The following is a 23,311-nucleotide window of genomic DNA, read 5'->3' as shown; positions in this document are numbered from 1 at the left end:
GAGGAGGGCGACCTCATCGTCGTCCTGGAGGCCATGAAGATGGAACAGCCCCTCAACGCCCACAAGGCCGGCACCATCAAGGGCCTGACCGCCGAAGTCGGCGCCGCCCTCACCTCCGGCGCCCCCATCTGCGAGATCAAGGACTGACACGCCGCGCGCGGCGTATGCGCGCCCCTGAAAGGAATCCCCCGGCGGACAGCCGGGGGATTCCTTTTTGTTCAATTCGCATTCACTCACGCCGCCGGGGCCCTGAACAGCCGGTTTGCATTTCTCTGACACTCACCTCACCTGTTTCTTTCAGGGATGTAGTTGCGTATCGAGATATCACCCAGGCCTGAACAGATGCGCCTTGAGTTCGTATTACCGGGCCGACGAAAATAATGACTGCTTCCGCTGATCCGTGCTGAGCTGCACCTGGAATGTCCGAGGAGAGGTATATGGATGCTGCAGTGATTGTCGTGGGCGCGGGTCCTGCCGGGATGATGCTCGCCGGCGAACTGCGGCTCGCAGGAGTCGACGTCATCGTCCTGGAACGACTGGCGGAGCGCACCGGGGAATCGCGAGGTCTGGGATTCACCGCGCGCACCATGGAGGTCTTCGACCAGCGGGGCATCCTGCCCCGGTTCGGCGAGGTCGAGACCAGCAACCAGGGCCACTTCGGCGGCCTGCCCATCGACTTCGGTGTCCTGGAGGGGGCCTGGCAGGCGGCCAAGACCATCCCGCAGTCCGTCACCGAGCAGCACCTGGAGGAGTGGGCCACCAGTCTCGGTGCCGACATCCGCCGCAACCACGAGTTCCTCTCCCTGACGGACGACGGCGACGGTGTCGAGGTCGAGGTCCGGGGCCCCGCGGGCGTCCACACGCTGCGGGCCGCCTACCTGGTGGGCTGCGACGGCGGGCGCAGCTCGGTACGGAAGGCCGCCGGTTTCGACTTCCCCGGCACCGCTGCGACGTTGGAGATGTTCCTCGCCGACCTCAAGGGCGTCGACATCAAGCCCCGCATGATCGGCGAGACCCTGCCCGGCGGCATGGTCATGGCCGGCCCGCTGCCCGGCGGCATCACCCGCATCATCGTCTGCGAGCGCGGCACCCCGCCCCAGCGTCGGGAGGTCCCGCCGTCGTTCGACGAGGTCGCCGACGCCTGGAAGCGGCTGACCGGCGACGACATCTCGCACGCCGAGCCGGTCTGGGTCAGCTCCTTCGGCGACGCCACCCGCCAGGTCACCGAGTACCGCCGCGGGCGCGTCCTGCTCGCCGGCGACTCCGCGCACATCCACCTGCCGGCCGGCGGCCAGGGCATGAACACCAGCATCCAGGACTCGGTCAACCTCGGCTGGAAGCTCGCCGCGGTCGTGCGGGGCTGGGCGCCGCAGGGGCTGCTGGACTCGTACCACAGCGAGCGGCACGCCGTCGGCAAGCGGCTGCTGATGAACACGCAGGCCCAAGGACTGCTCTTCCTCAGCGGTGCCGAGGTGCAGCCGCTGCGCGACGTGCTGACCGAACTCATCGGTTACAAGGACGTCTCCCAGCACCTGGCCGCCATGGTGAGCGGCCTGGAGATCACCTACGACGTCGGCACCGGCACGCATCCGCTGCTCGGCAAGCGCATGCCGCACCTGGAGCTGACCGGTGCGGGCCGCAGGACCAGCAGCACCGAACTGCTGCACTCCGCACGCGGCGTGCTGCTCGACCTGGAGGACAACCCGCGCCTGCGGGCCAGGGCCGCGGGCTGGGCCGACCGGGTGGACACCGTCACCGCCGAGCCCCGCGCGGTCTCGCCGGCCAGCGGCCTGCAGGGCACTTCGGCCGTCCTGGTCCGTCCCGACGGCTACATCGCGTGGGCCGCCCCCGGCAGCCACCACGACCTGCCCATGGCCCTGGAGCGCTGGTTCGGCGCCCCCCGCCCGGTCTGACCGTCCAGCCCGCCCCACCGTCGCCCCCACGGAAGAGAGAAGACATGCACAGCACCCTGATCGTGGCCCGGATGAACATCGAGTCGAGCGCCGAAGTCGGCAAGCTCTTCGCGGAGTTCGACAAGACGGACATGCCCCACCGCATGGGCACCCGGCGCCGCCAGCTGTTCGCCTACAAGGGCCTGTACTTCCACCTTCAGGACTTCGACACCGACAACGGCGGAGAACTGATCGAGGACGCCAAGACCGACCCGAGGTTCGTCCAGATCAGCGAGGACCTCAAGCCGTTCATCGAGGCGTACGACCCCGCGACCTGGCGGTCTCCGGCCGATGCCATGGCCACCCGCTTCTACCACTGGACGGCCTGAGCGTGAGGCCGCGTCACACCGACACGAGGGGAGGCCACCGCTAGTGGCACGCCGGGTAGTGATCACAGGAGTCGGAGTGCTGGCACCGGGCGGCATCGGTGCCAAGAACTTCTGGAGTCTGCTGAGCGAAGGACGCACGGCGACCCGGGGGATCACCTTCTTCGACCCGTCCGCCTTTCGCTCCAGGGTCGCCGCGGAGGTCGACTTCGACCCCTACCTGCACGGGCTGACCCCGCAGGAGATCCGCCGCATGGACCGCGCCGCCCAGTTCGCCGTGGTCACCGCCCGCGAGGCGCTGGCCGACAGCGGCCTGGACCTGAGCGGGTTCGACCCCCACCGCACCGGTGTCACCATCGGCAGCGCCGTCGGCGCGACCACCGGGCTCGACGACGAGTACCGGGTGGTGAGCGACGACGGCCGGCTCGACCTGGTGGACCACACCTACGCCCCGCAGCACCTGTACAACTACTTCGTGCCGAGCTCGTTCTCGGCCGAGGTGGCCTGGGCCGTGGGCGCCGAGGGTCCCGCCACCGTGGTCTCCACCGGCTGCACCTCCGGCATCGACTCGGTCGGCCACGCCGCCGACCTGATCCGCGAGGGCACCGCCGACGTCATGATCACCGGTGCGACGGACGCCCCGATCTCGCCGATCACCATGGCGTGCTTCGACGCGATCAAGGCGACCACCCCGCGCAACGACGACCCCGAGCACGCCTCACGGCCCTTCGACGGCACCCGCAACGGCTTCGTGCTCGGGGAGGGTTCCGCCGCGTTCGTCCTGGAGGAGCTGGACAGCGCCCGCAGGCGCGGCGCGCACATCTACGCCGAGATCGCCGGCTACGCCTCCCGCTGCAACGCCTTCCACATGACCGGACTGCGGCCCGACGGCCGGGAGATGGCCGAGGCCATCAAGGTGGCGCTGGCCGAGGCGCGGATGAACCCCGAAGCCGTCGACTACATCAACGCGCACGGCTCGGGCACCAAGCAGAACGACCGCCACGAGACCGCGGCGTTCAAGCTGAGCCTCGGCGACCACGCGTACCGCACCCCCGTCAGCTCCATCAAGTCGATGGTGGGCCACTCGCTCGGCGCCATCGGCTCGATCGAGATCGCCGCCTCCGTCCTGGCGATGGAGAACCACGTGGTGCCGCCCACCGCCAACCTGCACACCCCCGACCCCGAATGCGACCTCGACTACGTCCCGCTCACCGCGCGTGAGCACCGGACCGACACGGTGCTCACGGTCGGCAGCGGATTCGGCGGGTTCCAGAGCGCGATGGTGCTGGCCCGCCCCGACAGGAGCGTGTCATGAGCACCAGGACAGTGATCACCGGTATCGGCGTCGCCGCGCCCAACGGGCTCGGCATCGAGGACTTCTGGTCCGCGACCCGGGTCGGCAAGAGCGCCATCGGCAAGGTCACCCGCTTCGACCCGGCGTCCTACCCGTCCCGGCTGGCGGGCGAGATACGCCACTTCGCCGCCGAGGAACTGCTGCCCAGCCGGCTGATCCCGCAGACGGACCGGATGACCCGGCTCGCCCTCGTCGCGGCGGACTGGGCCTTCGCGGACGCGGGCATCCAGCCCGGCGACATCCCCGAGTTCGACATGGGGGTCGTCACCGCCTCGACCTCCGGCGGCTTCGAGTTCGGCCAGAACGAGCTGAAGAAGCTCTGGAGCCAGGGCAGCCAGTACGTCAGCGCCTACCAGTCGTTCGCCTGGTTCTACGCGGTCAACAGCGGCCAGATCTCCATCCGCAACGGCATGCGCGGCCCCAGCGGGGTCGTCGTCAGCGACCACGCCGGCGGTCTCGACGCGATCGCCCAGGCCCGGCGGCAGATCCGCAAGGGCAGCAAGGTGATCCTCTCCGGCGGCTTCGACGCGCCGATCTGCACCTGGGGCTGGGTCGCGCAGATCTCCGGCGGCCGGCTGTCCACCAGCACCGACCCCGACCGGGCCTACCTGCCGTTCGACGCGGACGCCTCCGGCTACGTGCCGGGCGAGGGCGGTGCGCTGCTCGTCCTGGAGGACGAGCGCACGGCCCGCGAGCGCGGCGCCCGCACGGTCTACGGCGAGATCGCCGGCTACGGCTCGACGTTCGACCCGAAGCCCGGGAGCGACCGCGAACCCGGTCTGCGCCGCGCCGTCGAGGTGGCGCTCGCGGACGCCGGGATCGAGGCGGGAGACGTCGACGTGGTGTTCGCGGACGCCGCCGGAACCCCGGAGCTGGACCGCCAGGAGGCCGACGCGATCAACGCCGTCTTCGGGCCGCACGGAGTCCCGGTCACCGCGCCCAAGACCATGACCGGCCGGCTCTACTCCGGTGCCGCCCCGGTGGACGTGGTCTCCGCCGTGCTGGCCATCCGCGAGGGCCTGATCCCGCCCACCGTGAACGTGGAGCCGGCGCCCGCGTACGGCATCGACCTGGTGACCGGGCAGCCGCGCAGCGCCCGGGTGCGCACCGCGCTCGTCCTGGCCCGCGGGTACGGCGGCTTCAACTCCGCCGTGGTGGTCCGGGCCGTCGACTGACCGACGTCCGGCCGTCCCGTGCCGTGACGGTCACGGGCGCCCCCGCACGACCGTGCCCGCGCCGTTCTCCGCCTCCCGCGGAGAACGGCGGGCACCCCCACCCGTTCCGCACCCCCACCCGTTCCGCGGCCCGACCGGGCCGCGCCTCACCGACGACAGACGAAGGGACCCCCCATGTCCGAGCAGGAATTCACCTTCGAGGCCCTCAAGCGCATCCTGCGCGAGGGCGCCGGCGCCGACGAGAACGTCGACCTGGACGGCGACATCCTCGACACCGACTTCGAGGAGCTGGGCTACGAGTCGCTGGCCCTGTTGGAGACCGGCGGCCGCATCGAGCGGGAGTACGGCATCTCCCTGGACGACGACATCTTCACCGAGCACCGCACCCCGCGCTCCCTCGTCGCGGCGGTCAACAAGCTGCTCAACGGCGCCGTCACCGCCTAGCACCGGCGCCGTCACCGCCTAGCACTGGAGAGAGACATGTCGCAGCAGGACAAGCGGGTCGCCCTCGTCACCGGAGCGACCAGCGGAATCGGACTCGCCGTCGCCCGCCTCCTGGCCTCCGGGGGCCACCGGGTGTTCATCGGCGCGCGCAACGCCGAGAACGTCGCCGCCACCGTCAAGGAACTGCAGAACGAGGGTCTGGAGGTCGACGGGAGCACCCTCGACGTCCGGTCGACCGACTCCTGCCGTGCGTTCGTGCAGGCCGCCGTCGAGCGCTTCGGCACCGTGGACGTGCTGGTCAACAACGCCGGCCGCAGCGGGGGCGGGGTCACCGCCGACATCACCGACGAGCTGTGGGAGGACGTCATCGACACCAACCTCCACAGCGTCTTCCGGATGACCCGCGAGGTGCTCAACACCGGCGGGATGCGCCACAAGGACCGCGGCCGGATCATCAACATCGCCTCCACCGCGGGCAAGCAGGGCGTCGTCCTCGGCGCCCCGTACTCGGCCTCCAAGCACGGTGTCGTCGGCTTCACCAAGGCCCTCGGCAACGAGCTGGCCCCCACCGGCATCACCGTCAACGCCGTCTGCCCCGGCTACGTCGAGACCCCGATGGCGCAGCGCGTCCGGCAGGGCTACGCGGCCGCGTACGACACCAGCGAGGAGGCGATCCTGGAGAAATTCCAGGCGAAGATCCCGCTGGGCCGCTACTCCACCCCCGAGGAGGTGGCCGGCCTGGTCGGCTACCTGGCGTCCGACACCGCCGCCTCCATCACCTCGCAGGCCCTCAACGTCTGCGGTGGCCTCGGCAACTTCTGAACCGCCCCCCGTCCCGATCCCGAGGAGTATGAGCATGCCGAAGTCCGGCCTGCGCGAGGTGGAGCACGAGATCACGATCTCGGCCCCGGCCACCGCCGTCTACCGGCTGATCGCCGAGGTGGAGAACTGGCCGCGGATCTTCCCGCCGACCATCCACGTCGACCACGTCGAGAAGAGCGAGAACACCGAACGCATCCGCATCTGGGCCACCGCCAACGGCGAGGCGAAGAACTGGACCTCGCGCCGGACCCTCGACCCCGAGGGGCTGCGGATCGGCTTCCGCCAGGAGGTCTCCGCACCGCCGGTCGCCTCCATGGGCGGCACCTGGGTCATCGAGCCCGTCTCCGACTCGGTCTCCCGGGTGCGGCTGCTGCACGACTACCGGGCCGTGGACGACGACCCGGCCGGCCTGGCGTGGATCGACGAGGCCGTGGACCGCAACTCCCGCAGCGAACTCGCCGCGCTCAAGCGGAACGTGGAGCTGGCCACCGCCCAGGAGGACCTGACGTTCTCCTTCGAGGACACGGTGCAGATCGCCGGCTCGGCCAAGGACGTCTACGACTTCGTCAACGACGCCCACCTGTGGGCCGAGCGGCTCCCGCACGTGGCGAGCGTCCGGCTGGAGGAGGACACCCCGGGTCTGCAGACGCTGGAGATGGACACCCGCGCCAAGGACGGCTCGGTGCACACCACCAAGTCGTACCGGGTGACCTTCCCGCACCGGAAGATCGCCTACAAGCAGGTCACCCTGCCGGCGCTGATGACGCTGCACACCGGTTACTGGACGTTCACCGAGACCGAGACCGGGACCGCCGCGTCCTCGCAGCACACCGTCACCCTCAACACCGAGAACATCGCGCGGATCCTCGGCGCCGACGCCACCGTCGCCGACGCCCGGGAGTACGTGCAGTCGGCGCTGAGCACCAACAGCCGGGCCACCCTCGGCCACGCCAAGGACTACGCGGAAGCCAGGGCCTGACCATGACCGGGGACCGTACCGCAACCGAGGTGATCGTGGTCGGCGCGGGCCCCGTCGGGCTGATGCTCGCCGGGGAACTGCGCAGGGCAGGCGCGGACGTGGTGGTCCTCGAGAAGCTCACCGCGCCGACCACCGAGTCCCGGGCGTCCACCCTGCACGCCCGGACCATGGAGATCCTCGACAGCCGCGGCCTGCTGGAGCCGCTCGGCGAGGTGCCGAACGACCGCAGGGGGCACTTCGGGGGCATCCCGCTCGACCTCACCCTGCCCGGCCGCCACCCGGGCCAGTGGAAGGTCCTGCAGACCCGGCTGGAGGAGCTGCTGGGGCAGTGGGCGACGGACCTGGGAGCGGACGTCCGGCGCGGTCACGAGCTGACCGGGCTGGCCGTGACCGCGGACCACGTCGACGCCGACGTACGCCTCCCGGACGGCACGACGGGGCTCTTCCGGGCCCGGTACGTCGTCGGCTGCGACGGGGAGGACAGCGCCGTGCGCCGCCTGGGGGGCTTCGCCTTCCCCGGCACCGACGCGGAACGCGAACTGCTGCGCGCCGACGTGGCGGGCATCGAGATCCCCGACCGCCGCTTCCAGCGGCTGGCGGGCGGACTGGCGATCGCCGCCCGGCGTCCCGACGGAGTGACCCGGGTGATGGTGCACGAGTTCGGGGCCCGGCCGCGCGGCTCGCAGCCGCGGTTCCAGGACGTCGCCGACACCTGGAAGCGCGTCACGGGCGAGGACATCGGCCACGGCACGCCGCTGTGGGTGAACTCCTTCGGCGACGCCTCCCGGCAGGTCACCCGCTACCGCGACGGCCGGCTGTTCCTGGCCGGTGACGCGGCCCACCAGAAGATGCCCATCGGCGGGCAGGCGCTCAACCTGGGGCTGCAGGACGCCGTCAACCTCGGCTGGAAGCTGGCCGCCGCGGTGCGGGGGCGGGCCCCCGAGGGTCTGCTCGACAGCTACCACGACGAGCGGCACGCCGTCGGCCGCCGGACCCTGAGCAACATCCGGGCGCAGGCGCTGCTGCTGCTCGGGTCCGCCGAGGTCGAGGCGGTCCGGCAGGTGTTCGGCGAGCTGGCCGCCGGGAGCGCGAACGCGCGCGCCCACCTGGCCGGCATGATCTCCGGCCTCGACATCCGCTACGACGTGGGGGGCGGACGGCATCCGGTGCTGGGCCGGCGTCTGCCGCACGGCACCGTCACCACCTCCCACGGCACCGTCACCACCGCCGGTCTGTTGCGCGCCGGGCGCGGGGTGCTGCTCCTGCTGCCGGGCGGCGAGGCCCGCCGGGAGGAGCTGCGCGTCCTCGCCGCCCCCTGGGCGGACGTGGTGGACACGGTGACGGTGACCGCCGCCTCCCTGTCCGAGGACCTCGTGCCGGACCCGGGCGCGCTCCTGGTGCGGCCCGACGGTCACGTGGTGTGGACCGACGGCGGGGACACGGACAGCACGGACAGCACGGACAGCAGGGACACGGACATCACGACAGCTCTGAGCCGCTGGTTCGGCCGGCTCCCCGGGGTGAACAGGGCCGCGGCCGAGCGCCGGGCCCCGGCGCCCGCCACCGGGCCGGCGCGGCGGGACACGCAGGCCACCGCCACCGCGCGGGCGATGAGGACGACAAGAAATCGGAGTACACACATGAGCAGGCTCACGGGCAAGACCGCGCTCGTCACCGGGGCGAGCCGTGGCATGGGGCGTGCCACCGCCCTGCGGCTGGGGCAGGAGGGCGCGCTCGTCGCCGTCCACTACAGCACCAGCCAGGAGGCGGCCGAGGAAGTCGTCACGCTGATCGAGAAGGACGGCGGCCGGGCCTTCACCGTCCGAGCCGAGCTCGGCGTCCCCGGTGACGTGCACGAGCTGTTCCTGGGTCTGGAGAGCGGACTGCGCGAGCGCACCGGGAGCACGGATCTCGACATCCTGGTCAACAACGCCGGTGTCATGGGCGGCGTCAAGCCGGAGGACACCACCCCGGAGCAGTTCGACCGGCTGTTCGCCGTCAACGCCAAGGCGCCGTTCTTCCTGATCCAGCGGGCCCTGAAGAACATGCGCGACGGCGGACGCATCATCAACATCACCTCCGGTCTCACCCGCTTCGCCAACCCGGACGAGATCGCGTACGCGATGACGAAGGGCGCCGTGGACCAGCTGGCGCTGCACTTCGCGAAGGCGCTGGGCCCGCGCAACATCACGGTCAACAGCGTGGCGCCCGGCATCACCCGCAACGACAACCCGGTCTTCGGCATGCCGGAGGTGGTGGAGCAGATGGCGCAGCTGTCCGCCTTCAACCGGGTCGGCGAACCGGAGGACGTCGCCGACGTGGTGACGTTCCTCGCCACCGACGAGGCCCGCTGGATCACCGGCTCCTTCGTCGACGCCACCGGGGGCACCCTGCTCGGCTGAGACCGGCCCGAAGACGGGACGGCCGGCGGCCCCCGCCGGCCGGTGGCCGGCCGCCGCGCGCCGCGGCCGGCCGCCCCCTCCCCTGCTGTCACCGACCCCTACGGCTGAACGGGACCATGACCTCTTCGACGCCCTCCCGGACCACCGTGCCCACCGCGGCCGGCGAACGGTGGAGCCCCGCGCTGTGGGGCCTGCTGTTCGTGCTGGCGGGCAACATGCTCATCGACGCCTTGGAGGTGTCCGTCGCGCTGGTGGCGCTGCCCGCCATCGGCGACGACCTCGGCCTCGCCGTGCCGCAGGCGCAGTGGGTGGTCAGCGGTTTCGCCGTCGGCTTCGGCGGTCTGCTGCTGTTCGGCTCCCGCCTGGTCACGCTGCTCGGCCGCCGCCCCGTCTACCTCGCGGCCCTGCTGCTCTTCGCCGCGGCGTCCCTGGCGGGCGCCGCCGCGTCCGGCGGGCCGCTGCTCATCGGCACCCGCCTGGTGAAGGGCTGCTGCGCCGCGCTCACCGCGCCCACGGGGCTGGCCATCATCCTCGCGGTGTTCCCCGAGGGCCCCGCGCGCGGCAGGGCGGTGTCGGTGTACTCCTTCTTCGGCGCCGCCGGCTTCTCCGCCGGGCTGCTGCTGTCGGGGCTGCTCACCGAGGTGAGCTGGCGCTGGGCGTTCGCCTTCCCCGCCCCGGTCGTGCTGCTGCTGTTCGCGGCCGGGCTGCGGCTGATCCCGCGCGACGCGCCGGCCGGGGCCCGCACCGGCCGGTACGGCGTCCCGAGCGCGCTCGGCCTCACCGGCGCCACGCTGCTGCTGGTGTACGCGATCGCCTCGGTGCCCGCCACCGGCTGGCAGCACCCGCGGACCATCGGCGCGTTCGTCCTCGCGGCGCTGCTCGCCGTGGTGTACGTCCGCGGCGAACTGACCTCGGACAAGCCCCTGTCGCACCTGGACCTGCTCGCCCGGGGGCCCCTGGTGCGCTCCGCGGTCGGCGCCGCGGCGCTGAACGGCTCGTACCTGGGGCTGCTCCTGCTGAGCACCCTGCACCTGCAGCAGCGCGCGGGGTTCGGCCCGCTGCAGACCGGACTCGCGTTCCTGCCGGCCAGCGTCCCGCTCGCGCTGACCGCGCTCCACTCCGGGCGCGTCGCGGCGCGGTTCGGTCCCGCCCGGCTGATCGCGGCGGGTGCCGCCGCCGCGCCGGCCAGCTACCTGCTCTATCCGCGCGACGCACCCGCGCAGGTGCGCTACGCCACCGACGTACTGCCCACCATGCTGCTCGTGGGGCTGGCGTTCGTGCTCGCCTTCGCGGCCTTCCACCTGCAGGCCACCGGTTCGGTGCCCGCGCCCCGTCAGGCGGAGGCGAGCGGGCTCTACCAGACCGCCGTGCAGCTGGGCGCCGCGCTCATGGTCGCGCTGACCTCGGCGCTGTACGGCGTGGGACACGGCCCTGCCCTCTGGCTGGTCACCGCCGTCGGACTGTTCGGCTTCCTGGTCGCCCTGAGCGGGCTGCTGCCGCGGCCGGCGCGGGGTGCCGGCTGATCCACCACGTCTCGGAACGAAGGGAACACCATGTCGCACGAGGCTGCGCCGCGCGCGGTGACCGCGGGCCGGGTGCGCGAGGACCGCCGCGGCCCGGCCGTCCAGGCCCCGCCGCGGCACGACCGGAGCGGCCCGGGGGCGGGCGCGGCGGCACCCCGGCACGGTCGCGCGGGCCCGGCCCGATGACCGTCCGGCCGCAGGACGCCGTCGGCGGGGCACCCGCGCGGGCCCGGTTCACGGTCAGCCCGGACCGGCTCGACCTGTACCTGGTGCACAGCCCGCGGGGCCGCGCGGCGCGGGCGCTGGACCGCTCGGACCTCGACGAGGCCGAACGGCGCAGGGCCGCCTCCTTCGTCCGCCCCGACCAGGCGCTGCTCTACACGACCGCCCACATCGCGCTGCGCCGGCTGCTCGGCCGCTACACCGGCGTCGCGCCGAGGGACCTGCGGTTCGTGCGCGAGCCCTGCCCGGGCTGCGGTGCGCCCCACGGCCGTCCCGCGCTGGCCCCGGCCGAGCCGCCCCTGCACTTCTCCCTCTCCCACAGCGGCGGGATCGCCCTCGTCGGCGTGGCGGCCGTCCCCGTCGGCGTGGACGTGGAGCGGCTGCCCCGCGAGGAGACCGTCGAGATCTGCGCGGCGGCCCTGCACCCGCGGGAGCGTGCCGAGCTCGCCCGGGCGCCGCGGGAGGACAGGAGAGAGGTCTTCGGCCGCCTGTGGACCCGGAAGGAGGCATTCCTCAAAGCGCTGGGAACGGGGCTGAGCCGCTCCCCGGCGCGCGACTACCTCGGCGCCGACCGCGGCGGGCATCCGCCCGGCTGGACCGTGCTCGACGTGGCCTGCCCCGCGACGCACACCGCGGCGGCGGCCGTGCGGGGGACGCCTCCGCGGTCCGTCGGCGTCCACCGGCTCGACGGACGGTGGCTGGGCGTCCCGGACAGCGCGGGCGGCGACCCCGTCCCGCCGCCCACGACCCCCTGACGGCACCACCCCGCCCTCACCACTACCAAGGGAGACACCCCACCATGCCCACCGAAGAGAGCCTCCGGTCCCGGACGGAGGAACTGACCGCGATCAAGGAGTCGGCGCGGAGCGGGCCCGATCCGGCCGCCACCGAACGCCAGCACGCCAAGGGCAAGCTGACCGCGCACGAACGCATCGAACTGCTCCTGGACAAGGGGTCGTTCACCGAGGTCGAGCCCCTGCGGCGGCACCGGGCGAGCGGCTTCGGCCTGGAGCACAAGAAGCCGTACAGCGACGGTGTCGTCACCGGCTGGGGCACCGTGCACGGCCGTACGGTCTTCGTCTACGCCCACGACTTCCGGATCTTCGGCGGGGCGCTCGGCGAGGCGCACGCGCAGAAGATCCACAAGGTCCTGGACATGGCCATGGCGGCCGGCGCACCGGTGGTCAGCCTCAACGACGGCGCGGGCGCCCGCATCCAGGAGGGCGTCACCGCCCTGGCCGGGTACGGGGGCATCTTCCAGCGCAACACCAAGGCGTCGGGCGTCATCCCGCAGATCTCGGTGATGCTCGGCCCCTGCGCGGGCGGCGCCGCCTACAGTCCCGCCCTCACCGACTTCGTGTTCATGGTCCGCGAGACCTCGCAGATGTTCATCACCGGCCCCGACGTCGTCAAGGCCGTCACCGGCGAGGAGATCACCCAGAACGCCCTCGGCGGCGCCGACGTGCACGCCGGCACCTCGGGCGTGGCGCACTTCGCGTACGACGACGAGGAGCACTGCCTGGAGGACGTGCGGTACCTGCTGTCGCTGCTGCCCGCCAACAACCGGGAGCTGGCGCCCGCCGTGCCCTGCACCGACCCGGCGGACCGGCCGGGCGACGCCCTGCTCGATCTCGTCCCGGCCGGTTCGGGGCAGGCCTACGACATCCGCAAGGTCATCGAGGAGATCGTCGACGACGGGGAGTTCTTCGAGGTGCACCCGGCGTGGGCCACCAACCTCGTGTGCGCCCTGACCCGCCTCGACGGCCACGTCGTCGGCATCGTCGCCAACCAGCCCGCCGCCATGGCGGGTGTGCTGGACATCGAGGCCTCCGAGAAGGGCGCCCGGTTCGTCCAGTTCTGCGACGCGTTCAACATCCCCCTGGTCACCCTGGTCGACGTGCCCGGCTTCCTCCCGGGTGTCGACCAGGAGCACAACGGCATCATCCGGCGCGGGGCCAAGCTGCTGTACGCGTACTGCAACGCCACCGTGCCGCGGATCTCGCTGGTCCTGCGCAAGGCGTACGGGGGCGCCTACATCGTCATGGACTCCCGCTCGATCGGTGCCGACCTGACGCTGGCCTGGCCCACCAACGAGATCGCGGTGATGGGCGCGGAAGGCGCGGCCAACGTCGTCTTCCGCCGCGAGATCAACGCCGCCGACGACCCCGAGGCCGTGCGGAAGCAGCGGATCGCGGAGTACAAGGCGGAGCTCATGCACCCCTACTACGCGGCCGAACGCGGCCTGATCGACGACGTCATCGACCCCCGTGAGACCCGGTCCGTGCTGATCCGCTCGCTCGCCATGCTGCGGGCCAAGCACGCCGACCTGCCGACGCGCAAGCACGGCAACCCCCCGCAGTAGACAACGGCACGACAGGGAGCAACGACCGTGACACCACCCCTCGGGCCGCCGGCCCGGCAGTGCCAGAAGGCGCTGAACACCCTGCACTCCACCGTGTACTTCAGCCCCGACCTCGGCCGGGAGCTGGCCGGCCGGGGGGTGGACGACCCGATGGACTGGTACCTGGCGGGCCGGGCCGCGGCGCTGGGCCGGGTGGGGCCGGGAGTGGTCACCGCGGTGTTCCACACCTTCCGGTACGACCTGATCGCCCGGCATCTGCCCGCGCTCTGGGACCGGGTGCCCCCGGAGCAGGCGCTGGCCGCCCGGCTGCGCGCGGCCGACGCCACCTTGCGCCGGGTCCTCGGGCAGGAGGCGCTCACCGCACGCCCGATGCGGGACGCGGCCCGGCTGGCGCTGCGGGCCGTGGAGGCCTGCGGCCGTCCCGGGCGCCCGCTGTACGCCGCCCACGCCGATCAGCCGGTGCCCGAGGAACCGCACCTGGCGCTCTGGTACGCGGCCACCCTGCTGCGCGAGCACCGCGGCGACAGCCACGTCACCGCGTTGTGCGCGGCGGGGTTGGACGGGATCGAGGCGCTGGTCTCGCACTGCGCGAGCGACGAGGGCATGCCGCGCGAGGTGGTCATGACCAAGCGCGGCTGGACCAAGGAGGACTGGGACGCCGCCGAGGAACGGCTGCGCGAGCGCGGGCTGATGGCCGCGGACGGGACCCTGACGCCGCGGGGCGTGCGGCTGCGCCGGGAGCTGGAGGAGGAGACCGACCGCGGGGACCGCGAGCCGTACCGGCACCTGGGCCCGGCGGGGGTCGCGGAACTCACCCGGATCACCGAGGAGTTCGTACGGAAGGCGGCGGCGTCCGGCGCGTTCCCGCCGGAACTCCAGGGCTTCTTTCTGCCGCCGGCCCGTCGGCCGGACGCCGGGCCGTCCGCGGATTTGACGAAGACGTGACAGAGCGGCAGACCCCTTTGACACGGCACTCCTTGCACGAAGCCCGGCAGCCGAAGAAGCTGGTCGTCGGTGGTTCCCGGTCGTTCCGCCGACCCGCGGGGCGGCCTCGGACCCGGCCTTTCCCCGCCCCGCGGACGGCCGGCGCAAGGGCCACCACGGCTCCGGCGGGGGCCACGCGCCCCGGCCGGCGGCGCATGGCCGCCGCGGACCGGCCCGGCGCGTTCCCGGACCTGCCGGGACGCCCGGAGGGGCGGGACACGACCGTCCCCGGAGTCCCGGCGCGGGCACGGTGCCCGGCCTGCCGGGCAGTCACCGGGCGGAACAGCGCCCCGACGCCGGCGGAACAGCCACATCCTCATCTCGCGAGGGAGCACTCATGCCCGAACGGAACATCGTCCTGATCACCGCGGCGACGGGGAACGCCGGGCCGCACGCGGCGGCCCACCTGCTGGAGGCCGGTGCCCGCGTCCGGGCGCTGGTCCTCCCGGACGATCCGAATGCGGGCCGGCTGCCCGAGGGGGTCGAGATCCACCACGGCGACCTCGGGGACCCGGACAGCCTCGACGCCGCCCTGGAGGGCGTCGACGGTGTCTTCCTCATGTGGCCCTTCTTCTCCCTGCCGGTCGACACCGCGCCGGCGGTGCTGAAAAAGATCGAGGCCACGGCGCGACGCGTCGCCTTCGTCTCGTCGGTCGGTGTGCACATCGGCCTCGAACCCGTGGACAACAACTGCCATGCCTACATCGAGCACCTGCTGGAGCGGACCAGCCTGGAGTGGACGTTCCTGCGCATGACGGGGTTCCACTGCAACGCCATGGCCTTCGCCGAACAGATCCGCAACGGCGACGTGGTGCGGTACCCGTACGGTGCGGCCACCCGCACCCCCGTGCACGAGTCGGACCTCGCCGCCGTCGGTGCCGAGGCACTCACCAGCGACGGACACGGCCGGAAGAAGTACCTGGTCAGCGGGCCCGAGGAGCTCTCCCAGGCAGCGCAGGTGCGCATCATCGGCGAGGTGACCGGGCGGGACCTGCGCTGGCAGGACATCCCCCGCGACGCCGCCCGGCAGGCGATGGTCGACAGCGGCTGGCCGGCCGCGTACGTGGACGGGTCGCTCGACTACTTCGAGGCCCTCAGCAAGGAGCCCGAAGCGAGTTCGAACGTCGTGGAGGAGGTGACCGGCAGGCCGGCCCGGACCTTCCGGTCCTGGGTCGTCGAGCACGTCGACGCCTTCCGCTAGTGCCGCCGGCCACCGAGCCGTCCTCCCGGACAAGGACAGCACCCCGATGACCGCCGTCAGCAGCACGTCCCTCCAGGTCGAGACCGCTCTCGACGCCACCCGCGCCCACTCCCGCATCGGGTTCACCCGGTTCCGGCGGGCCGCCGAGCGGGCCACCGCGGGCATGGCGGCCGCCGGCACCGAGGAGGGCCCGTGCTGGACTTCGGGCGCGCCCTTCACGTGAACACCTTCGAGACGCACCGCCTCCTCGCCGCCGCGGTCCGGCCGGCCGCCGAGGCCGGCGTCCGGCCGGACCCGAACGGAGCCGGGGAGCTGCGGGCCGGGCCGGCCCGAGTGCGGGCTCCCGGGATCCGCACGGTGCCGGTGTTCCGCTCCGCCGGCGCGGTCGTCCTCAACGGCGCCCAGCCGGAGGAGGCCATCGAGCGCGCCTTCGAGGCCGCCTCGGCCGGCCTTCGAACCCACATGCCACCCACCGCCCTTTTCCTCCTCACTCTGGAGAACGCATGAGATCAGGACGCACACGTCTCGCCTGGGTCACCACCGCCGCCGGTGCGCTGCTGGCCCTCACCGCCACGGGCCCGGCCACCGCCGCCGCCCAGCCCGTGACCGCGCCCCCGGCCGCCGTGGTGCAGTCCGCAACGGAGGACCAGGGCCTCCAGGTCCTGGACGTCAGGTCCTCCGCCTCCGGCCTGGAGGCGCCGGCCACCGCGCGTCCCGGCCCGGCCTCGTTCCGCGTGTCCACCACGGACCCGGCGTCCGGCTGGATATCACTGGTTCGCCCGGAGCCCGGGGTGACCTTCGAGAGCTTCCGCTCCTCCCTCGTGAAGATGATCAGCACCGTCGGACCCGACATCGTCGCGGGCAGCGCCGAGATGCGGCAGAAGGCGAAGCTGCTCGGCGGCACGGTCATCCACCCGAACCTCCCGGCGTCCTTCACCACGACGCTCGCCCCGGGCACGTACTGGCTCTTCGACTACCTGCACGTCCAGGGCGAGAACCCGCGCCACACCGTCCTCCAGGTCGGCGGCACTGCGCTCACCGGCGCCGTGCCCGTTCCCACCGCCACCCTGACCGGCAAGATGATCGACGGCCGGCCGCGCTGGATCCTCGACGGCACCGTCCGGGCGGGCCGTCCCCTGCTGCTCCGCAACGCCATGACCGAGGGCAGGTACATCGAGGCCGTCCTGTTCCGCCTCGCCGACGACGTCACCGAGCAGGACGTCCGCGACTACATCGCCGACTTCGGCGACACCGGCACCTTCCCGGACTACACCGGGCCCCTCGCCCTGGACCAGGGAACCGGCGGTCTGCCCCTGACCGCCGGGGAGAGCACGCTGCTCGAACTCACGCTGCAGCCGGGCCGCTACGTCGTGGTCGACTTCCTGAAGGACGCCAAGGACGGCAGCAGCCTCATCAAGGACGGCCACTGGAAGATCTTCGAGGTCGAGTAAGACCGGAGGCCCGGCGCGCCGGGAGCTCGGCGCACCGCTCGACCCTCTCCCAGGCTCACCGGGCCGCACCGGCCCGGAGGCGGCCCGGTGAGCCCCGCATTCCCCCCTGTCCCGTGGGGAGCCCCTGTCCTCCCCCGGGCCCGTGACGACGGAGGCGATGACCATGAACCTGTCCGAGACGCTCATCCGCATCGAGAGCGGTGCCCCCGACGACGACGAACTGGCCGCGCTCACCGCGGTGTTGCTGGCCCGGATCGCGGCGCCGGCGCACGACGCCGACGCGGGCACGGACACGGGCCGGAACGTCGCCCGGTGGCGCCGCCTGGAGCGGATGCCCGGCCCCCGCATCCCCCACAGCTGGCAGAGCGCCACCGGGCGCACGAGCGGGTGGGCCGCGTGACCGAACGGCAACAGGCGCCCGACCTGGCGGAGTTGCTGGACACCGGTGCCCGGCCGGTCCGTGCCCTCACCCTCGACGCCGGCGGCGTCGAGATCTCGGGTCTGCTCGCCGTGCCGCGGGACCGGCCGCCGCGGGCCGTGGTGGTCGCCGTGCACGGTGGCGGCATGCGGGCCGGCTACTTCGACAACCGGTCCCGCCCCGGGCTCTCGCTGCTGGCCCTGGGAGCCGAGCTCGGCTACACCGTGCTCGCCGTGGACCGTCCCGGCTACGGCCTGTCCGCCGCCCGGCTGCCCGAGGGGCAGACGGTCGAGGAACAGGCGGCCACCCTGCACACCGCCCTGGCCGGCTTCGCGGCCGGCCACGACACCGGCGCGGGGTTCTTCGTGGTGGCTCACTCCTACGGGGGCAAGATCGCCCTGGCCGCCGCGGCGCAGGACGGCGGCGACGCCCTGATCGGCCTGGACATCTCGGGCCTGGGCAGCCGGTTCGCCGTCGAGCCGCACCAGTTGCCCGGCGCGGAGGGCGGCGGGGAGTGGCGCCGGCACTGGGGCGCCCTGCGGCTGTATCCGCCGGACGCCTTCCGGCTCAGCCGCGGCCTGGTCTCCCCGGTGCCGGCCCGGGAGGCGGCGGAGGGGCGCCTGTGGCCCGAGCGGTACCCGGGGATCGCCGCACGGGTCCGGGTGCCGGTCCGTTTCACCTTCGCCGAGCAGGAGCAGTGGTGGCGGTGCGACGAGGAGGCCCTGGCGGCGCTCAGGCGCCCGCTGGCCTCGCCCCGGGTGGTGATCGACCGCCAGCAGGACGCCGGGCACAACATCAGCCTCGGATGGGCTGCCCGTACGTACCACCTCCGCGCGCTGGCCTTCCTGGAGGAGTGCCTCCTGGCGCGGGACGCGGCGGCCCCGGCCGCCCGCCCGCGGATCGGGCAGACGCGGACGGTGTCCGACGCGATGGAGGAGCTTGATGCTGCGCTGCGCTGACCCCCGCGGAGAAAGCGGTAGGCCGGGCACGGACCTGGGTCCGCTCCGCCTGGAGTACCGGGTCCTGGCCCGTGAGGAGCACCCCCGCCCTCCGCGGCCCGCGTTCCTGGCCGGTGAGGAGGGGGAGACGCCCGACCCCCACATCTTCCGCGGAACCGACTGAGCCGGTCCGGTGGGAGGAGCGATGACGAGCCGGCAGGCCGGCTCCCGGCGGCGGCGCGGGGCCGCGCGGACGGTACGGGCGCGATGAGGGGCACCCTCGCCGGCATGTTCCAGTCCCTGACGGTCCGCAACTTCCGGCTGTTCGCGGCGGGCCAGATCGTGTCCGTCGGCGGCACCTGGATGATGGTCGTGGCCCAGGACTGGCTCGTGCTGTCCCTGACCGGCGACTCGGCCTCGGCGCTCGGGGTGATCACCGCCCTGCAGTTCGCGCCGCTGCTGCTGTTCACGCTGCACGCCGGGGGCCTCGCCGACCGCCGCGACAAGCGCCGGCTGCTGATCGGCGCGAACCTGGCCTCCTGCGCGCTGGCCGCGCTGCTCGGCGTGCTCGTCCTGGCCGGTGCGGTACGGCTGTGGCACGTCGGCCTGTTCGCGCTGGGGCTCGGCCTGGTCAACGCCGTCGAGGTGCCGGCGCGGATGTCGTTCGTCAGCGAGCTCGTCGGCACCGACCTGCTGCCGAACGCCTCCGCGCTGAGCGCCGCCTACTTCAACTGCGCGCGGGTGCTGGGCCCGGCGGTGGCCGGTCTGCTGATCGGCTGGTGCGGCACCGGCACGGTGATGCTGCTGAACGCGGTCAGCTATCTCGCGACGGTCACCGGGCTGTGGCTGATGCGCCCCGCCGAACTGCACCGCACCGCCCACCGGCCCCGGCGGGCACGGGTCACGGACGGGATCCGGCACGTGGTGGCCCGGCCGGACCTGCTGCTGCCGATGGCCCTGGCCGCGGTGATCGGCATGCTGGGCTTCAACTTCCAGCTCACCCTGCCGCTGCTCGCCAAGACGGTCTTCCACGCCGACGCCGCCGCCTTCGGACTGCTGACCACGGCGATGGCGGCCGGCTCGCTCGGCGCGGCCTTCGCCACGACGCTGCGCCGGGGCAGGCCACCGCTGCGCCGGGTCATCGGCACGGCGGCCGCGTTCGGCGTCCTGGAGTTCCTCGCGGGTCTCGCACCGACCTACACCACGGCCGGCCTCATGCTGTTCCTCACCGGCTTCGCGTCCGTGTACTTCGCGCAGGCCACCAACCACCGCATCCAGCTGGGCGCCGATCCGGCCTACCGGGGCCGGGTGCTGGCCCTCTACACCCTCGTGTTCCAGGGCACCACCCCGCTCGGGGCCCTCCTCCTCGGCGCCCTCAGCGAGTCCCTGGGAGCCCGCTCCGGCCTCCTCGCCGGCGGAGCCGCCTCCCTCCTCGCCGCCCTCGCCGCCCTCGTCGCCCACCGCGTGACCGGACGGCGGTCGCCGGCCGGGGACGCGTGGCACCCACCGCTCGACCGCCCCGCCGGAGCGCCGGGACGGGACCGGGCGGCTCCGTAGGGCGGGTCGGGCCACGTCGGCGTCTCGCCCGCAAGATGTTGAAAGAGTTACCAGTGTTTTTTGTGAGGTTTGTGCATACTTCGCCCGGTTCAGGTGACCTTGATGGTGAGCCTGAACCCGAGGGAGATGGTGACATGACCGCCAAGGAAACGCTGGTGAAGGAAGCCGTCGAGATCCCGGCCGTCGACGTCGAGGCGGTGCTGGACCCCGTCGAGTGCGACGGCGTCTACCGCGACAGCCGGCAGTGCGGCGCTCTCACGCTGCAGCAGGGAAGCACCGGACTGCTCCTGTCCCCGCCGCTCCCCCGCCCGAAGAAGAGCTGAGCGAGCCCGGGAGCGCCTCACCGTCGACGTGGCCTCCGCCCTCCGGGGCGGAGGCCACGCGCATGCGCGGCACGGTTCCGGCACGGCTCCGGACGCCGTCCCGCGCGTCGCCGGCCGGTGTGCCGGGCCACCCGTACGGCCGAACCGTCTCGCTGCCACGTGGCATGTCTGACACGGTCGAACGGGGGCAAACGGACACGCGCAACACCTTGCAGACCGACTCAGGAGCCGAGGTAGAACACATGACGCAGGACCTGACCCCGAAGTACACCGTTCCCGGCATCGAGCGCGAGGCGGCCGGGAGGCTGATCGGCGTGCTGCGCACGCGTCTGCACGCGCTCAACGATCTCCACCTGACCCTCAAGCACGTGCACTGGAACGTCGTCGGCCCGCACTTCATCGCCGTGCACGAGATGGTCGACCCGCAGGTGGACAGCGTGCGCGAGATGGCCGACGACGTCGCGGAGCGCATCGGCGCCCTCGGCGGCGTGGCCCAGGGAACGCCCGGCGCGCTGGTCGCGGAGCGGCACTGGGACGACTACTCCATCGGCCGGGCCGACGCCATCGCGCACCTGGCCGCCCTCGACCTCGTCTACACCGGGGTGATCGAAGGCGTGCGGGAGGCCATCAAGGTGGCCGGCGAGCTCGACCCGGCGACGGAGGACCTGCTGATCGGCCAGCTGCGCGACCTGGAGAAGTTCCAGTGGTTCGTGCGGGCGCACCTGGAGAACTCCGGCGGGAACCTGGCCACCGCGGGGGCGCACTCCGAGACCGAGGCCGCCGAGCGGGGCGCGGACCTGGGCTGAGCGCCCAGCGGTGAGCCGCCTCGGGGCGGGCACCGGACGCCGGTCGGCGCACCGGCGTCCTCCGCCCCGGCACCGGCCGCGGGCGGGGCCCGGTGCCTGCACCGGCACCGGCCGCGTCCGCTCATTCCGCGGCGTCGGCCGCGCCGCCGAGGACCTCGACGGTGCGGGTCACCGAGTCGTAGCTGCGGGCACCGGTGAAACTCGCCTCCCACGGATGTGCCAGCTCCGGCGGGAGGAGATGGGCGGGCCACCGCACCGACGTGTCGCGCGACCGGGCCAGGGTCAGATGGGGCACCCAACGGCCGGGCGCGTGCAGGGGGTTGAGGTGACCGCCGTCCGCGGCCAGCGTCTCCCACACCCGGCGGTGCAGGGCGGCGAGCTCCGGTCCGGCGGCGACGCGCCAGGCGAGGACACCGGTGCGTCCCGAGAAGCGCAGCAGCCCGTCCAGCCGGAACGGCGTGGGCAGGCCCTCGGCCAGGAGGTCCGCGAGCGCCGCCCGGGTGGCGGGCAGCAGGTCCTCGCACGTCGCGAGGGTCAGGTGGGGCCGATTGGTCGGGTGCCGGTGCGTGGCGAGACTGGGCAGTCCGGCGGCGGCGATCGCGCGCCACGTGTCCCGGACGAGCAGTTCGGTGGCGGTGTCCGGCAGCAGTTCCACGGTGCGCACGACGTCAGCGTAGGCGGCGGGGCCGCGGACGGGACGACCGCGGCCCGGGTGTCGTCTCCCCGGCCGGCGGAGGGCTACGGGGCGGGCACCGGTCAGTGACCGCGGGCCGCCCACTCCGCGAGATGAGGGGCCTCGGCGCCGATGGCGGCGTCCGGGCCGTGTCCGGTCCGCACGTCCGTGGCGGTGGGCAGGACGAGCAGCCGGTCGCGGACCGGGCGGATGACGGCCGGGAAGTCCGAGCACGACCGGCCGGCCGCGCCCGGTCCGCCGGCGAACAGCGTGCCGCCGACGGAGACGGTGCCCGGGCGGAGCACGTGGAGGCAGATGCCCCCGGGTGTGGCCGGGGTGGGGAGCACCCGCGGTTCGGTGCCGGCCACCTCGATGCGCTGGCTGCCGGAGGGGGGCCGCCGGGAGCGCGGTCGGGGTGGGTGCGCTTCCACAGCAGCAGGTCGTCGTGGTGGCGCCGGCGCGCTCCGCGAGGGCGGGCGCGGCGTCGATGTGGTCGTCGTGGGCGTGGGTGCGGACGACGGCCGTCAGGCGGCGGTCGCCGACGGCCTCGGCGATGGCGTCGGCGTCGTGGGCGGCGTCGATGGCGTCGGCGTCGTGGGCGGCGTCGATGACGACGGCCTCGTGGTCGTCGCCGACGATCCGGATGTCGTCGTCGATCTCCCAGGTGCCGCCGTCGAGGGTGAACGTGCCCGAGACGACCGCCTGTCGGATGCGGATGCCGCCATCCGAACGTCATCACCGAGCGCAGGACGTCGCCCTTGCGCACGCGCGCGAAGGCGTCCTCGGCCTCTCCCAGGGCGATGGTCCCGGTGACGAACGCCTCCGGGTCCAGGCGGCCTCGGAGGGCGGTGCGGGCCGACGAGCACCGAGGAGTCGCGGGAGGGCCGGCAGGCCGGAGGGCCACGCACGGACGCCCCGTACTCCTACGGCACGCTCCCGCACCCTCGGCCGGCGGCGGTCACGCTTCTCGCCGGGCGTCGATCTCCGCGACGAGGGCCTCGACACGGGTCCTGATCTCGTCGCGGATCGGGCGGACGGCCTCGACGCCCTTGCCGGCCGGGTCCTCCAGGGCCCAGTCGAGGTACTTCTTGCCGGGGAAGACGGGGCAGGCGTCGCCGCAGCCCATGGTGACGACGTAGTCCGACGCCTGGACGGCCTCGGTGGTGAGGATCCTCGGCTCGGCGGCGGAGATGTCGACGCCGACCTCCTTCATGGCCTCGACCGCGGCCGGGTTGACCCGGTCGCCGGGTACGGAACCGGCGGAACGGACCTCGACGCGGTCACCGGCGAGGTGGGTGAGGAAACCTGCGGCCATCTGCGAGCGGCCGGCGTTGTGGACGCAGACGAAGAGCACGGAGGCGAGCGGAGCGGAGGACATGCGTTCTTCCTTAGGTCGGCC

24 protein-coding genes and 1 pseudogene are annotated in these 23,311 nt (G+C 73.2%); 22 read left to right on the top strand and 3 right to left on the bottom strand.

Annotated features, from left to right (window positions below; translation table 11 throughout):
* The 22 genes from ACIF8T_RS27475 to ACIF8T_RS27370 all read left to right on the top strand — a co-directional run.
* Positions 1–147: acetyl-CoA carboxylase biotin carboxyl carrier protein subunit (locus ACIF8T_RS27475; RefSeq protein ID WP_400036400.1), on the top strand; the 147-nt coding region annotated here is incomplete at its 5' end.
* Positions 148–437: 290 nt separating this feature from the next.
* Positions 438–1,913 (top strand): FAD-dependent monooxygenase, encoded by a 1,476-nt coding sequence (locus tag ACIF8T_RS27470; protein ID WP_400038778.1) that lies wholly within the window; start codon positions 438–440, stop codon positions 1,911–1,913.
* 44 nt (positions 1,914–1,957) lie between these two features.
* Positions 1,958–2,281, top strand: coding sequence for a TcmI family type II polyketide cyclase (locus ACIF8T_RS27465; protein ID WP_400038777.1), 324 nt, complete (start codon positions 1,958–1,960; stop codon positions 2,279–2,281).
* Positions 2,244–3,593: a beta-ketoacyl-[acyl-carrier-protein] synthase family protein gene (locus tag ACIF8T_RS27460; protein WP_400038776.1), complete on the top strand. Its 1,350-nt coding sequence runs from the start codon at positions 2,244–2,246 to the stop codon at positions 3,591–3,593. Before ACIF8T_RS27465 ends, ACIF8T_RS27460 begins: the two co-directional genes overlap by 38 nt.
* Positions 3,590–4,807, top strand: coding sequence for a ketosynthase chain-length factor (locus ACIF8T_RS27455; protein WP_400038775.1), 1,218 nt, complete (start codon positions 3,590–3,592; stop codon positions 4,805–4,807). The genes ACIF8T_RS27460 and ACIF8T_RS27455 overlap by 4 nt, the downstream gene beginning before the upstream one ends.
* A 174-nt stretch (positions 4,808–4,981) precedes the next feature.
* Positions 4,982–5,251 carry an acyl carrier protein gene (locus ACIF8T_RS27450; protein WP_400038774.1) on the top strand — a complete coding sequence of 90 codons (270 nt, stop codon included), beginning with the start codon at positions 4,982–4,984 and terminating at the stop codon, positions 5,249–5,251.
* Positions 5,252–5,287: 36 nt separating this feature from the next.
* The gene (gene fabG / locus ACIF8T_RS27445) at positions 5,288–6,073 is read left to right on the top strand and encodes a 3-oxoacyl-ACP reductase FabG (protein WP_400038773.1); all 786 of its coding nucleotides are present in this window, start codon (positions 5,288–5,290) and stop codon (positions 6,071–6,073) included.
* 34 nt (positions 6,074–6,107) lie between these two features.
* On the top strand, positions 6,108–7,052 hold the full coding sequence (locus ACIF8T_RS27440; RefSeq protein ID WP_400038772.1) for an aromatase/cyclase: 945 nt from the start codon (positions 6,108–6,110) through the stop codon (positions 7,050–7,052).
* A 2-nt stretch (positions 7,053–7,054) separates the two neighbouring features.
* Positions 7,055–9,454, top strand: coding sequence for an SDR family oxidoreductase (locus ACIF8T_RS27435; RefSeq protein ID WP_400038771.1), 2,400 nt, complete (start codon positions 7,055–7,057; stop codon positions 9,452–9,454).
* Between the two features lie 116 nt (positions 9,455–9,570).
* Positions 9,571–10,977 (top strand): MFS transporter, encoded by a 1,407-nt coding sequence (locus ACIF8T_RS27430; protein WP_400038770.1) that lies wholly within the window; start codon positions 9,571–9,573, stop codon positions 10,975–10,977.
* A 182-nt stretch (positions 10,978–11,159) separates the two neighbouring features.
* A complete protein-coding gene (locus ACIF8T_RS27425) occupies positions 11,160–11,954 on the top strand; it encodes a 4'-phosphopantetheinyl transferase family protein (protein ID WP_400038769.1) in 795 nt (264 codons plus the stop codon).
* Positions 11,955–11,998: 44 nt separating this feature from the next.
* Positions 11,999–13,561, top strand: a complete 1,563-nt coding sequence (locus tag ACIF8T_RS27420) for an acyl-CoA carboxylase subunit beta (protein ID WP_400038768.1) — start codon at positions 11,999–12,001, stop codon at positions 13,559–13,561.
* 27 nt (positions 13,562–13,588) lie between these two features.
* On the top strand, positions 13,589–14,506 hold the full coding sequence (locus ACIF8T_RS27415) for a hypothetical protein (protein ID WP_400038767.1): 918 nt from the start codon (positions 13,589–13,591) through the stop codon (positions 14,504–14,506).
* Positions 14,507–14,882: 376 nt separating this feature from the next.
* On the top strand, positions 14,883–15,746 hold the full coding sequence (locus tag ACIF8T_RS27410) for an NAD(P)H-binding protein (RefSeq protein WP_400038766.1): 864 nt from the start codon (positions 14,883–14,885) through the stop codon (positions 15,744–15,746).
* A 46-nt stretch (positions 15,747–15,792) separates the two neighbouring features.
* A complete protein-coding gene (locus ACIF8T_RS27405; protein WP_400038765.1) occupies positions 15,793–15,969 on the top strand; it encodes a hypothetical protein in 177 nt (58 codons plus the stop codon).
* A complete protein-coding gene (locus tag ACIF8T_RS27400; RefSeq protein ID WP_400038764.1) occupies positions 15,939–16,253 on the top strand; it encodes a hypothetical protein in 315 nt (104 codons plus the stop codon). Before ACIF8T_RS27405 ends, ACIF8T_RS27400 begins: the two co-directional genes overlap by 31 nt.
* Positions 16,250–17,197, top strand: a complete 948-nt coding sequence (locus tag ACIF8T_RS27395) for a hypothetical protein (RefSeq protein WP_400038763.1) — start codon at positions 16,250–16,252, stop codon at positions 17,195–17,197. The genes ACIF8T_RS27400 and ACIF8T_RS27395 overlap by 4 nt, the downstream gene beginning before the upstream one ends.
* A 157-nt stretch (positions 17,198–17,354) precedes the next feature.
* Entirely contained in the window at positions 17,355–17,597 is a 243-nt protein-coding gene (locus tag ACIF8T_RS27390; RefSeq protein ID WP_400038762.1) for an acyl-CoA carboxylase epsilon subunit, read from the top strand.
* Positions 17,594–18,574 carry an alpha/beta hydrolase gene (locus tag ACIF8T_RS27385; protein ID WP_400038761.1) on the top strand — a complete coding sequence of 327 codons (981 nt, stop codon included), beginning with the start codon at positions 17,594–17,596 and terminating at the stop codon, positions 18,572–18,574. The genes ACIF8T_RS27390 and ACIF8T_RS27385 overlap by 4 nt, the downstream gene beginning before the upstream one ends.
* Before the next feature lie 267 nt (positions 18,575–18,841).
* A complete protein-coding gene (locus ACIF8T_RS27380; protein ID WP_400038760.1) occupies positions 18,842–20,110 on the top strand; it encodes an MFS transporter in 1,269 nt (422 codons plus the stop codon).
* Between the two features lie 134 nt (positions 20,111–20,244).
* Complete coding sequence (locus tag ACIF8T_RS27375) at positions 20,245–20,433, top strand: hypothetical protein (RefSeq protein ID WP_400038759.1); 189 nt, start codon at positions 20,245–20,247, stop codon at positions 20,431–20,433.
* A 242-nt stretch (positions 20,434–20,675) separates the two neighbouring features.
* Positions 20,676–21,239 (top strand): Dps family protein, encoded by a 564-nt coding sequence (locus tag ACIF8T_RS27370; RefSeq protein WP_400038758.1) that lies wholly within the window; start codon positions 20,676–20,678, stop codon positions 21,237–21,239.
* Between the two features lie 121 nt (positions 21,240–21,360).
* On the opposite strand, the gene ACIF8T_RS27365 is transcribed toward ACIF8T_RS27370, so the two are convergent.
* From ACIF8T_RS27365 to ACIF8T_RS27355, 3 genes and pseudogenes are all read right to left on the bottom strand, one after another.
* Positions 21,361–21,903, bottom strand: coding sequence for a 2'-5' RNA ligase family protein (locus tag ACIF8T_RS27365; protein WP_400038757.1), 543 nt, complete (start codon positions 21,901–21,903; stop codon positions 21,361–21,363).
* Positions 21,904–21,995: 92 nt separating this feature from the next.
* Positions 21,996–22,629, bottom strand: a pseudogene (locus ACIF8T_RS27360) (MBL fold metallo-hydrolase).
* Between the two features lie 241 nt (positions 22,630–22,870).
* Positions 22,871–23,290 (bottom strand): arsenate reductase ArsC, encoded by a 420-nt coding sequence (locus ACIF8T_RS27355; protein ID WP_400038756.1) that lies wholly within the window; start codon positions 23,288–23,290, stop codon positions 22,871–22,873.
* Positions 23,291–23,311: the final 21 nt, after the last annotated feature.

This window comes from Streptomyces sp. NPDC085946 (assembly GCF_044540485.1).
GTDB lineage: Bacteria > Actinomycetota > Actinomycetes > Streptomycetales > Streptomycetaceae > Streptomyces.
The sequence above is the reverse complement of the archived record's forward strand: the minus strand, read 5'-3'. Positions and strand labels throughout refer to the sequence as shown.